General features: G+C 46.2%; 8 protein-coding genes and 1 CRISPR repeat array. Of the genes, 2 read left to right on the top strand and 6 right to left on the bottom strand.

Annotated features, from left to right (window positions below; translation table 11 throughout):
* Positions 1-137 precede the first annotated feature (137 nt).
* A CRISPR array of direct repeats spans positions 138-3,380; the repeat unit is 37 nt; unit sequence GTTTCAATCCCTGATAGGGGTTTAGGTTTATTGCGGC.
* 274 nt (positions 3,381-3,654) lie between these two features.
* The 4 genes from obgE to QUA40_RS25150 all read right to left on the bottom strand — a co-directional run bounded on the left by obgE (position 3,655) and on the right by QUA40_RS25150 (position 8,363).
* Positions 3,655-4,695, bottom strand: coding sequence for a GTPase ObgE (gene obgE, locus QUA40_RS25165; protein ID WP_333130944.1), 1,041 nt, complete (start codon positions 4,693-4,695; stop codon positions 3,655-3,657).
* 585 nt (positions 4,696-5,280) lie between these two features.
* Positions 5,281-6,171, bottom strand: a complete 891-nt coding sequence (locus QUA40_RS25160) for a Mo-dependent nitrogenase C-terminal domain-containing protein (protein WP_333130942.1) — start codon at positions 6,169-6,171, stop codon at positions 5,281-5,283.
* Positions 6,172-6,590: 419 nt separating this feature from the next.
* Complete coding sequence (locus tag QUA40_RS25155; RefSeq protein ID WP_445301197.1) at positions 6,591-7,664, bottom strand: class I SAM-dependent methyltransferase; 1,074 nt, start codon at positions 7,662-7,664, stop codon at positions 6,591-6,593.
* A gap of 378 nt (positions 7,665-8,042) precedes the next feature.
* A complete protein-coding gene (locus tag QUA40_RS25150) occupies positions 8,043-8,363 on the bottom strand; it encodes a 30S ribosomal protein PSRP-3 (RefSeq protein ID WP_265236287.1) in 321 nt (106 codons plus the stop codon).
* A gap of 160 nt (positions 8,364-8,523) precedes the next feature.
* On the opposite strand from QUA40_RS25150, the gene QUA40_RS25145 reads away from it, so the two are divergent.
* Positions 8,524-9,312, top strand: a complete 789-nt coding sequence (locus QUA40_RS25145) for a TIGR01548 family HAD-type hydrolase (protein ID WP_333130938.1) — start codon at positions 8,524-8,526, stop codon at positions 9,310-9,312.
* Between the two features lie 83 nt (positions 9,313-9,395).
* Here the strand turns inward: QUA40_RS25145 and QUA40_RS25140 are convergent, their stop codons facing one another.
* A complete protein-coding gene (locus QUA40_RS25140) occupies positions 9,396-10,214 on the bottom strand; it encodes a tetratricopeptide repeat protein (protein ID WP_333130936.1) in 819 nt (272 codons plus the stop codon).
* 81 nt (positions 10,215-10,295) lie between these two features.
* Between QUA40_RS25140 and QUA40_RS25135 the strand changes: the two genes are divergently transcribed.
* On the top strand, positions 10,296-11,066 hold the full coding sequence (locus QUA40_RS25135; RefSeq protein WP_333130933.1) for a cobalt-precorrin-6A reductase: 771 nt from the start codon (positions 10,296-10,298) through the stop codon (positions 11,064-11,066).
* Positions 11,067-11,267: 201 nt separating this feature from the next.
* Here the strand turns inward: QUA40_RS25135 and QUA40_RS25130 are convergent, their stop codons facing one another.
* The gene (locus tag QUA40_RS25130) at positions 11,268-12,464 is read right to left on the bottom strand and encodes a CapA family protein (protein ID WP_333130931.1); all 1,197 of its coding nucleotides are present in this window, start codon (positions 12,462-12,464) and stop codon (positions 11,268-11,270) included.
* Between the last annotated feature and the right edge of the window lie 84 nt (positions 12,465-12,548).

Below are 12,548 nucleotides of genomic sequence, written 5' to 3'. Positions count from 1 at the left end.
CGACTTTTTTTGGCATGGCTATTTTTGCTCGATTTTTTCAGCAATTATAACAGACCTATGACAACCGGATTCCGTATGATAGGGGTTTAGGTTTATTGCGGCCTAACTTCTACGGATATCCCCACCGCTTCAATTCCGTTTCAATCCCTGATAGGGGTTTAGGTTTATTGCGGCAGAAAGCACAAACGTTTTTCAACTACCTTCCCGGTTTCAATCCCTGATAGGGGTTTAGGTTTATTGCGGCTGAAATGGTTACTCCGCAATCGTTTTGCGTTATTATGTTTCAATCCCTGATAGGGGTTTAGGTTTATTGCGGCAAAGAGGAAGTAAACGTGGCAATTAATCTAGCAAGTTTCAATCCCTGATAGGGGTTTAGGTTTATTGCGGCTCTGGCTGAGCAACAAAGCTTCAACGCGGCGGCCAAGTTTCAATCCCTGATAGGGGTTTAGGTTTATTGCGGCGCCAGACCGAAAAACTACCCCGGCGCGATTCAACCTGGTTTCAATCCCTGATAGGGGTTTAGGTTTATTGCGGCTTCCGACCGATACCAGACGATGCACTCCTGAGATTTGTTTCAATCCCTGATAGGGGTTTAGGTTTATTGCGGCCATCCACACTTCGCGACCGGGTAACGGAAATGCAAAGTTTCAATCCCTGATAGGGGTTTAGGTTTATTGCGGCCTGGTTTGCCTCACTGGGTAAAGTCGGCTTGCCCGGTTTCAATCCCTGATAGGGGTTTAGGTTTATTGCGGCTTTCAGCCTACTAACCGATCGCATCCCGAACCTCCTCGTTTCAATCCCTGATAGGGGTTTAGGTTTATTGCGGCAGTGCCGCATCCGTAAACGCCACTACCTTCTATCGTTTCAATCCCTGATAGGGGTTTAGGTTTATTGCGGCTTGAAAGCGTTTACTTACTTTGATTGATCTATATCGTTTCAATCCCTGATAGGGGTTTAGGTTTATTGCGGCCTCCACTAAAACTTGAAATGCCCCGCAGTGCTATCGTTTCAATCCCTGATAGGGGTTTAGGTTTATTGCGGCTTGCGGCCGCTCGGAACCGGCAACGGGGACAGATGTTTCAATCCCTGATAGGGGTTTAGGTTTATTGCGGCTTTATACTTGTAAAAAACTTACTGTGATGCCTGTTTTGTTTCAATCCCTGATAGGGGTTTAGGTTTATTGCGGCGGGGGAACAGCGGCTAACATAGGTTGCTCGGTAGCTAAGTTTCAATCCCTGATAGGGGTTTAGGTTTATTGCGGCCTGCTATTTTCAATGTAATTTCTAAAGCTCGTCTTGACGAAGTTTCAATCCCTGATAGGGGTTTAGGTTTATTGCGGCTAACAGTAAATATATACTGATTGTGAATCGTTGGGTTTCAATCCCTGATAGGGGTTTAGGTTTATTGCGGCGTGGCGATCGGCAACCTAGCCGCAGTTGACAAAGGTTTCAATCCCTGATAGGGGTTTAGGTTTATTGCGGCGTCGCTAGTATTTCTGACTCTTGCCCTCCCCAGCGTTTCAATCCCTGATAGGGGTTTAGGTTTATTGCGGCTTTATCTCCCGTGGCTTTGGCGCTAGCGTCTTTGTTTCAATCCCTGATAGGGGTTTAGGTTTATTGCGGCGTTACCAGTACAATATGCCGACTTTGCGGTTTGGCAACGTTTCAATCCCTGATAGGGGTTTAGGTTTATTGCGGCTTCTAGCAGCCCCTACCCGATGCGGAAAAACTCAGTTTCAATCCCTGATAGGGGTTTAGGTTTATTGCGGCTTTGCGGCTTGATGGCTCGCCTATCACACACCAAGAAAAACTCAGTTTCAATCCCTGATAGGGGTTTAGGTTTATTGCGGCCTCTTTATTCCCTATCAATTACCAACCAATGACTGTTTCAATCCCTGATAGGGGTTTAGGTTTATTGCGGCTTGGTTACTTCGGGTGCTTTAGCTGGGTTTTGTTGCTCAGTTTCAATCCCTGATAGGGGTTTAGGTTTATTGCGGCCTAAAATATCATATGTATGTAAACAATATCCTTTGTTTCAATCCCTGATAGGGGTTTAGGTTTATTGCGGCTTAGACAATAACTTTTACTTATTAACTTCTTGATGTTTCAATCCCTGATAGGGGTTTAGGTTTATTGCGGCATTGCAGCTTTATTCTTGGGTTGTGCTGCGGGCAAGTTTCAATCCCTGATAGGGGTTTAGGTTTATTGCGGCATACTAAAGGTGATCGGCTCCTGGTTGTTGTTAGCGTTTCAATCCCTGATAGGGGTTTAGGTTTATTGCGGCTTGAATCGATTCTGATCCACCACAATCGATTTGCTCGGTTTCAATCCCTGATAGGGGTTTAGGTTTATTGCGGCCAACCTCGATCTCGCTAGCTGTTTCAGGTAGAGCCTGGTTTCAATCCCTGATAGGGGTTTAGGTTTATTGCGGCCGATCGTGCTTCCCGCTTGGCTAAAAGCACTGCCGATGCCTTGTTTCAATCCCTGATAGGGGTTTAGGTTTATTGCGGCCGAGAAAGTGTCGGACTTCGTAGCAAAAGTTGGTTGTTTCAATCCCTGATAGGGGTTTAGGTTTATTGCGGCATTTTGATCGATTAAATCTGGATGCTTTGAAAACTTAGTTTCAATCCCTGATAGGGGTTTAGGTTTATTGCGGCCGGCGTCGGTGCATAAGGGTCTAATACTTCTTCGTTTCAATCCCTGATAGGGGTTTAGGTTTATTGCGGCTGCAATGCAACACTCTACGATTTTAAGTATTGAGGTTTCAATCCCTGATAGGGGTTTAGGTTTATTGCGGCGTCAAGGTATGCCCACAGGCGATCCGAATCCTTAGGTTTCAATCCCTGATAGGGGTTTAGGTTTATTGCGGCTTGGCTAGGATGCACCGCTTGTGTTATCGCCTCTATCTTTGTTTCAATCCCTGATAGGGGTTTAGGTTTATTGCGGCCGGGCGGTTATATTCCAAGACCTACCACCTGCATGTTTCAATCCCTGATAGGGGTTTAGGTTTATTGCGGCAGATCTAGGTCTAAATGCCACCTATTGGTACGGGTTTCAATCCCTGATAGGGGTTTAGGTTTATTGCGGCAATGTACCATTCAAGCCATTCGGCCTGATTCTCGATGTTTCAATCCCTGATAGGGGTTTAGGTTTATTGCGGCTTTGGAGATCCTTCGTGGTCTACACCCAGTAGTACTGGGTTTCAATCCCTGATAGGGGTTTAGGTTTATTGCGGCTCTACTTGAATATCGCCATAGACCGTAAAGGTTTTGTTTCAATCCCTGATAGGGGTTTAGGTTTATTGCGGCCTCTACCGTTTTGTCTGGTTTCTCGACCTCTTGTTTGTTTCAATCCCTGATAGGGGTTTAGGTTTATTGCGGCTGCCTGTGTTTGAAAGGCTTACAGTATTTAGTTTTCAAGGTGCAGTTGCGGTACTCGATCGCAAAAGTATCATTTCAGCCACCGGCTTGTCAAGAGGCAAATTTTTCAACAGCCCTCTAAACCACTCACAGCAAGCACTACAGCGTTTGCGAGCATCGTTTTTTTTAGCCAAGTACCTTAAACCCTTGCTGTGCAAGCAATACAGCCGAAAAACTTGACCCCTTCAAAAAAACACTTACCGGTTCCCGCAAATTCTCATAAATCAGACCCCTGGCTACAAGACTCCGACTGCTGACAGCGCCTCCGCTTCACTCTCGTTCATCTCGTCAAGTTTCTGCCAAACTTGCTGCATCAATTCATCCAAACCAACTCGACTCACAGCGGAAATCAACAAAATCGGAGCGCCGCTAATTTCTTTAAGTCGGCTGATTAAATTACCGATTTCTTCGCTTTCGAGATCGATCGCATCTACCTTATTAAAAGCCAAAATCTGCGGTTTATCGGCTAAACCACGCCTGTAAGCCTTTAATTCTTCCTGAATAGTGACATAATTGGCGATCGGATCTTGATCCGTAATATCGATCAAATGCAGCAACAACCGAGTCCGCTCAATGTGCCGCAAAAACTCGTAACCCAAACCAGCACCTTCGTGAGCTCCCTCAATCAATCCCGGAATGTCTGCAAACACCGTACCGTCGCCGCTGGGTTTTCTGACTACGCCCAAATTCGGGACTAAAGTTGTAAATGGATAATCTGCTATTTTGGGGCGAGCTGCCGACAAAGCTGAAATTAAAGTGGATTTGCCAGCATTCGGCATCCCGAGAATTCCCACTTCAGCTAATAGCTTCAATTCCAAACGCAAAAACTTGTGTTCTCCTTCTTTTCCCGGCATCGCATAATCTGGAGCGCGGTTAGAATTGGTCAGAAAACACTTATTCCCCAAACCGCCTTTGCCACCTTTGGCCACGCAAAAAGTCTGTCCGGGCGTCACTAAATCTGCTAAGATTGCCTGAGTTTCCGCGTCATAAACAACTGTACCGCAGGGAACTTCGATCGTGCGATCGTCCCCAGAAGCCCCCGTCATATTCTTCGGCGCGCCACGCTTGCCGTCTTCGCCTTTAAAAATCCGGTTGTACTGAAAATCCAGCAGCGTTTGCAGGCTTTCCACCGCTACCATAAACACAGAACCGCCCCGCCCGCCGGTGCCGCCACTGGGCCCGCCCGCGGGTACATACTTTTCTCTGCGAAAAGCTACCATACCGTCGCCGCCTTTGCCGGCTGCGACTTGAATATCTGCTCGATCGATAAATTGCATAATTTAGTCAGTAGTCAATAGTCAAATAGTCAGTAGTCAATAGTCATTACTTATTATAATACCAGATCCAAGTACCATATTCCTTCTTTCCTTCCCTCCGCGTCGGCTGACGAAAGCCAAGTTTAGTGGCGATTTACAGTTGCCGGAAAAATATAATTATACCAATTCTGAAATGTAATGCAGAGTGAGAGATTGTACGCCAGCATCTGTCGGGAAACGGCACTGCCGTGTCCGGCTCCTGGATCGGCGACTTTTAATAATTTGTATAAGTTATTGTAGGGTGCTCTTCGGGCTGAAGTAATTCGTAGTCATTGATTGATATATCCGTTTTCTGTTGACTACAGATATCGCGCGTAGGACACAGCAGTGCCGTGTCCCTACTGTCTTTCAGAGAATTTAAAACTGCTAAAGTTTACAGTAATTCATCCAACATTTCACAACAATAGACTTGAATTGCATAAATCTTGGATTTAGAGGTAAACCGCAGATGAACGCCGATGAACGCAGATGTATTTCAAGATAGAGAGCGAATGAATGCCATTCAAGTCTAATGACTAATGACTACTGACTACTGACTACTGACTACTAACAATATGACGATATATCTTCATTACATTCATCTGCCAAATAGCACAGAGCTCGAAAGCGCATCCCGACTAACTGTTCGTAAAGCGGGTTAATCTGGCACATCGCCGGAATGTGCACGATTTTGCGTCCGAATAACACCACATCTCGCTCAAACGGACACTGCGGCGGAATCATTTTGCAGACAAAGTGTGCCACTTTGGGGTCGTGAATTTCCCAGGCGTCAAGCCAGTCTTTGACGGGTTGCAGGACATTTTTGTGGTGAGGTTTAGGTAGCCGAGATGAAAGGGGTGTTCCGACGACGGGGACGACATTGGCATCAAAGACTATTTGGCTGCTGGGCCCCTGCGGATCGCACTTGCTTTCTTCGATGGTTTGTCGGAGAGCTTCTATAGCCTCGACATTGTGACCCAAAGCTGTGCAAAACTTGTAGATTACCTCGTCTTCGCTGAGCGAGTATGTACCGTCTGCCAAGGCTACCATTACTGCTGTCCTCAAAAAATTCTCGCCGTTGGCTGTGCTTTTCCCTAAAACACCAGCTAGTTCCTCTGGGGCAATGGGTTCAAAATCTGCCTCAAAAGATACCGGATGTAGTTCATCCTGAGTCAGATTAGCAATCATTTTTTGCTCGTCTTCGTCAAAGTTGCCGTCTGCCCAAGCAATTGTCAGCAATCCGCGCAGCCAAGCAGTAATCTCTTCATCGGTGCAGGAAGATTTAGCGTTACCCATTAGCATTTCCATTTGGATATACCAGTCAATTTGTTCGTTTACAGCGGGAGCAATAGGCTGATCCCAAGAATTATTACTGCTTTTTTGTTCTATCAATCTATTTGTTGAAGGTTTGTGCTCGAAGATTGCTCCAAACGCTTGTAGTGGACGTGTTAAAAGCATATTTGTTTCTCAGGAGCATCGCTGACTAGCGAGCTAATCTATTGGATTATTCTATTCCCTAAAATGTCATCTATCCAGAGGAATAGGTTTGTTGAATTCATCTTAACTCTAGTTGCACCGATTGAGATGGCGATCGAATTTTATTTAAGCCCGATTGTCCTTAGCAACCCAATTTTTCGCAACAAAGAAATGGTTTGCAAGGGTGGGATCTAATCAGACACTGGGTTTCTCACCCAGGGGCGATCGAACTTCGCTGTCTTTACATCTTAATATATATTTTTGTAAATTTTTCTGTGCAGGCAGAACAATATTAACAACGAGCCGGCTTTAAGCTGTTGAAATAAAAATATATGAGGAAAATTTTACCGCCGCTAAAAGGTTTGGATTGCTGTGTCCGTCTAAAAAAGACCTATTTTTTTTTAACTGCGGCGACACAAAATCCAGCGCAATTCCATTGGCGGGCGTGCGTTTGCCATCGGGAATACATCTCGACCGGTTGCCCAACTGGGAAACCAGGGCGTCGGCGGCCAGGCTCCTTCTGGCAGGTGGTGGCGTTCGTACTCAAACACCAATTCGTCGGATATTTGGACTAAGGGCAACCCTTCCATTGCGGTGGCGAGTTCTTGGGGGGTAAATAAAGTAGACCAGGAGAGTTGGGCAACTTGTCGCACGAGGGCATCCGGCTGGTAGTCGCCGACGGTTAGAAACGTGCTGAACAGCAACAGACCTCCAGGACACAGGGAATCGCACATTTTAGCTAGGAAAAGCCGTACTTGATCGCTGTCTCGAAAATGTGAAATTACTTCGGCGGCAACTGCCAACTGATAGCGGGCCGGTTTCATCCGCATTAAGGGGTCGAGCACATCGCCTTCAGTCACTGTCACGGGAAGCTTTTCGGCTGTTACTGCTGCTTTTAATTGTTCTGCAAAAGCTGGAGTTAGTTCGATCGCATCCACAGAATAGCCCAATCTCGCCAGTGGCAAGGTATTGCGGCCGGTACCAGCCCCCACGTCCAAAATCCGCACTCGATCGGGTGTGCCCAATTTAGCAGCCGTTGCCATCAATTTTGCGTCTGGATGAGAGCCGAAAAGCGGAGGTTCTCTGGTGTCAACCCAGCTTTTGTACTGTTCTCCAACTGTTGAGGTAGTAACAATCACTTTGCAGGCTAAACCGGTTTGCGGCGGCTGTACTGATTCGTATTGCAAGATCAACATCGATGCTGTGGATGTGCGGTAGCCTTGTTCTAACTTGGTGGCTAAAAGCTTGCTGAGTTCGTCTCTGCGGTCTTGGGGCAGGGGTCTGTCGAGAGTGCTAAATAGCTGTTCTATCGACTTGAGATAGTGGCTTAGCATTCCCGGTACGCAGGGGAAAACTAATTCTCCGCGAGCGTTTATGCGAGTATTAATTTTGTAGAGGATAGCTTGCTGGAGAATGTCGGGATTTACTACCAGCGGTAGCTGTTCGGTCTGGTTGATTGTACTTTCGGCGCCCATAAATTCCGCGAAGAGGTGATTAGTCATTAGTCAGCCGTCATTCGTCATAGGGAAGTCTTTTGAGAGCTGACTGTACAATTTAAGATGATAAAAAAGCAGATTTTAGATTTCTTTGGTTTCCTTACTTAGTATTTTTAGATTCTCTAAAAGCAGATTTTAGAGCTTTATTTTGCATAAACATTAGATCTCAAATCTCAAATCGATCAACCAAGCGCAAAACTTGAGCCTGTCTAAAAATTGGAGTTAGTATTTTGATAAGCTCTAGCACATTTAAATTGTATTTTTCACGGCGAGGTGGAAAAAGCGTCACATCCTCCCGCCTTCTCCCCCCGTCAGCCATAACAGGCAATTTATATGGGTAGCAACTTAAAGCAGGGCTTAGTTGCTGCCAGTAAAAGTCACTTCGGGGAACTTTGACTGAGCCTCAGTCATTGGGCGCCGTCTGCCTTCCTCTTGCCAGTAGTTGATTACTTCTGTGGCTTGGTTAAGGACTTCGACGCGATCGTTGTCAGCAATCCAGTGTTTGGCTTCGAGTTCGTTTTTGAGTTCTTCCCACGCATCCTTGCGGGGCCAGAAAAAGTAAGCAGTCAGCGGGCTAGTTCCTTTACCGACCACTTGGTCAACGGCGAGGGCAACATTCTCTTCTAGCCAGAGAACTTTTAAGATGAACTTGGACAAGCAAACCTCCGGGGTTCCGATCGAACTTGTTAAAAATTTCTACAATCGCTAAGCGTAGCACATTGTGTTCAAAAATGAATCATCGGTGATTAAAAGTTTTGTCGCGCGGCTTGGTTTAGCGCCGCTCAGGGGCTGGGAACAGATAAAATTTGTGCAAAACCCGCCCAAGGATAGTTAAGTTATGAACAGAGTTATTTTAGTCTTCGATATTGACGGTGTGGTGCGGGATGTGTCCGGTTCCTACCGGCGGGCGATCGCCGATGCGGTGGAGCATTTCACGGCGGGTGCTTTTCGCCCGAATTCTCTCGATATCGACTCTTTGAAGTCTGAGGGAGTGTGGAATAATGACTGGCAGGCATCTTTCGAGTTAGTTTGCCGTTATTTTGAGGGGATTGGGCGATCGAGAAACCAACTCGCTCTCAACTATGACGAATTAGTGGCTTTCTTCCAAAGTCGCTATCGCGGGGCTGACGATAAAAATTGGACTGGTTACATTTGTGACGAACCGCTGCTGTTAAATCCCGCTTATCTGGAAAATTTAACGGTTGGGGGCATTGTTTGGGGCTTTTTTAGTGGGGCGATGCGGGATGAAGCTGCTTACGTTTTGTCAGGGAAACTGAGTTTAAATTCCCCCGTGTTGGTGGCGATGGAAGATGCACCGGGAAAACCCGATCCGGCTGGACTTTTCTCCGCAATTGAACAGTTGGAAAAACTGCACGGTTTAGAAAAAAATTTGCCGGTGATTTACGCGGGAGATACTGTTGCCGATATTTATACGGTTGTGAAGGCGCGGGAAGTGCAACCAAATCGGGTTTGGCTGGGGACTGGAATTTTGCCGCCTCATGTTTTGGATGATTCTGTGCGGTGCGATGCTTATGCTGCGGCGCTGAAAACTGCTGGTGCAGCAGCGGTTTTGCGGAATGTCGAAGAGTTGACTGCCCCACGGATTCGAGAATTAGTCAGTAGTTAGTTGTCAGTTGTCAGTTGTCAGTTGTTAGTTGTCGTTCGTCGAAATAACAAATAACAAATAACCAATAACAACTAACGTCGATATTATTTCAAGTGCAAGAAGTTGTCTAATGCACTGACTGCAACTGGCGGCCAGCGGCGGGTATTGGCAACCCAATCGAGGTCTTTGTAGCGGGCATCGAGGCCGACTGCGGCTACCCAATTGCTCTCAGCTTCGCCACGGTTTCCGGCTTCCCAAAGACAGGCGGTGAGGGCGGCTCTCATGTCGGCAAATTGGGGGTATCTGCGGACGATGTTTTTCATGTTGCGAATTGCTTCTTTGGTTTGCCCGTTTTGATAAAGTGCGAGGGCGTGGTTGGCGCGCGCAAAGGCGTATTCGGGGGCTAATTCAAAGGCTTTGCTGTAGTCGGCAATTGCTGGTTCCCATTTTCCTAAACCTGCTTCGGCGTTGCCTCGGTTGTTGTAGGCGGCTGGATCTTTGGGGTCTAATTCTAGTACATGATTGTAGTCGGCGATCGCTTCTTCCCAGCGTCCTAAACCTTCTAAGGCGGTGCCGCGGTTTAGGTAGGGATCGGGGGCGTCGGGAGCTAGTTCGATCGCTTTTTCGTAGTCAGAAATTGCTGCTTGTAGCTTGTTTTGGCTGACTCTAGAATTGCCTCGGTTGCTCCAAGCGGCGGCTTGTGAGGGAAATTTGTCAATGATTTGAGTCCAAAAAGTTTCAGCGGCGAGAAATTTGCCTTCATTTGTAGCTTCAAAAGCTTTTTGAACGAGTTCTCCCAATTCCTGCTGCTGATCGGTGATATCTGTTGGTTGTACTTGTGCGGCAACGGGCGCGATATTTCCCAACCACACTAACCCGGTTACAATTAATACTGTAAAAAATGTGAAAAGTGCTCGAATCATCGTTGTTGGCAGTTTAAACTTTACTAAACATATTATTAACCGAAATTGCGGGCGTTGCTTGGATAAGTTAGGAGTAATTTGGTGAAAAAACGGTTGCTAATTTTGGGCGGGACGGGGGATGCTGCTGAATTGGCGGTAAGAGCGTCTCAAATTGCTGAAATAGAGGTGGTATCTTCGCTAGCAGGACGCACTCAACAGCCTTTTACACCAAAAACGGGTACGGTGCGAATTGGGGGGTTTGGTGGGGCGGCTGGGCTGGCGCAGTTTTTGCTCGTTAGCGGAGCCCTCGGAGAGGATCGCCCGATCGACTTGTTAATTGATGCTACTCATCCGTTTGCGGCTCAGATTTCTGCCAATGCTGCTGTTGCTGCTGCTGAGTGTAATGTGCCCTATTTGATGCTGGTGCGTCCAGCTTGGGAGGCTGTGGAGGGCGATCGTTGGATTGAAGTGGGCAGCCACTCGGAGGCTACAAAAGCTTTATTAGGGCAGTCTCAGCGGGTGTTTCTCACCATTGGCAGGCAGGAATTGGCTGCCTTTGCGGGTTTGGATGCTATTTGGTTTTTGATGCGGGCGATCGATCCTCCTGCACTCAATACTCCTATTCCTAACGGTAAATTGTTATTAGCAAGGGGGCCTTTTTCATTGGATGAGGAGCGACAATTGCTGTTAGAATATCAGATTGATACAATTGTTAGCAAAAACAGCGGGGGCGGTGCTACTTATGCTAAAATTGCTGCGGCTAGGGAACTGGGAATTCCGGTTGTGATGGTGCAGCGGCCGCAGATTCCCGATGTTGAGCGGGTTGCTGATGTGGAAGGGGCGATCGCTTGGTTAATTAAGCAGTTGAATTAATTTAATATTACTCAGATCAGACCTCAATTTTAGTAACAGGCAAGATGCCTGTTTCACAAGACATAAATTTTCTTGTGGGGTGGGCATCTTGCCCGCCCTCAAAGGTTACTAACAGGCAAGATGCCTGTTTCACAAAACATAAACTTCCTTCCAGGCTCTGCCTAGAAATACAAATTGGTCTGCTCTGCTTCTACTACCCAATTACTTAGATTTTTTCTGAATATTCAAAGAGTTAAGATGAGCGTTCATCTCTTGTAGATATCCTTCTAAAACTGGATACTGGGAAGTTGCTAGTAGTGCATCTTTTTTCTGGCTAACCATTGTTTCTAAGGGCAAAATGCGATAGTTAGTTTTATTGTTCTGAGTATAGCGGTGTACCCAAGTCGGAATGGTTTTGATGCTGGTAATTTCTGTAGTTTTTTCGGGAAATGTTTTGCGAATATTTACTTGCAAAATTACGCCTAAGTCTGTATATTTTTTATTCTGACCGGAAATGAAGTTTCCCATTGAATAAATTGCTACAGCTTTGCGAGTTTTGCCATTTTTTCCGGGAAAGTTAAAAATTTTGTAAGGTTGGACGACGTGGGGATGGCTGCCGAGAATGATGTCTGCACCAGCTTTTAATAGGTTTTCCACTAATTGTTTTTGTTGGGTGTTTGGCTGTCGCTCATATTCATTGCCAAAATGCAGGGAAATTGCGATAATATCGGCTCCTTTTTTTCGGGCTTTGGCAATATCTTTGATTATCTTTTTTTCGTCGATTAGGGAAACTAAGTAATCTTTGCCTTTGGGTATGGGAATGCCGTTTGTGCCGTAGGTGTAGGCTAGCATTGCTAGTGAAATGTTGTTTTTGGTGCTGATTAAAGTGCGTGAAGCATCCGCGGCTGATGTGGCTGTTCCTGTGGAAGCAATTTTGCGATCGCTCAGATTGGCGATCGTCCTAATTACTCCTTTTTCTCCACGGTCTAAAGCATGATTGTTCGCGGTTGTCAATATATTAAATCCGGCTTTTTTAGCAGCATCCGCTAATTGAGCCGGTGCGTTAAATAGCGGATATCCCGTATATCCGCCTGCATCTTCGTGCGCTAAAGGTGTTTCGAGATTTCCCGTTACCCAATCGCCTGTTGATAGGATACTTTTAACTGGTGCGAAGAAATTGTCAAAATTGTATGTTTGCTTTTTTGCGTCGTAGCCCGATCGCGTTTGGGTACTGTGCATCATAATGTCGCCAACAGCAATTAGTGTTGCTTCTTTGATCTCAGACTTTGGTTTGGCGGGAACAGGGGTTGCTATTGGCGATCGACTTTCTGTAGGTTGTGTGTTGGTTTGTGGCGTTTGAATATTGCAGCCTGCGATCGAAAGCATGGCAATTACCCAAAGCAACCGACTAAAATTCATAATTTTTGAGGCTCTTCAGAACTTATGGTGATAACTTTATCTAATAAAAGATAGACTCGTGCATAAGACTAGAAGCTGAAACTC

The organism is Microcoleus sp. Pol11C3, from assembly GCF_036701485.1.
GTDB lineage: Bacteria > Cyanobacteriota > Cyanobacteriia > Cyanobacteriales > Microcoleaceae > Microcoleus.
This window is presented reverse-complemented; position numbering and strand designations above follow the sequence as displayed.

Bases quoted from the DNA above. Each gene is read 5' to 3' on its own strand.
- obgE (WP_333130944.1), bottom strand. From the start codon at position 4,695: ATGCAATTTATCGATCGAGCAGATATTCAAGTCGCAGCCGGCAAAGGC.
- QUA40_RS25160 (WP_333130942.1), bottom strand. From the start codon at position 6,171: ATGCTTTTAACACGTCCACTACAAGCGTTTGGAGCAATCTTCGAGCAC.
- QUA40_RS25155 (WP_445301197.1), bottom strand. From the start codon at position 7,664: ATGGGCGCCGAAAGTACAATCAACCAGACCGAACAGCTACCGCTGGTA.
- QUA40_RS25145 (WP_333130938.1), top strand. From the start codon at position 8,524: ATGAACAGAGTTATTTTAGTCTTCGATATTGACGGTGTGGTGCGGGAT.
- QUA40_RS25140 (WP_333130936.1), bottom strand. From the start codon at position 10,214: ATGATTCGAGCACTTTTCACATTTTTTACAGTATTAATTGTAACCGGG.
- QUA40_RS25130 (WP_333130931.1), bottom strand. From the start codon at position 12,464: ATGAATTTTAGTCGGTTGCTTTGGGTAATTGCCATGCTTTCGATCGCA.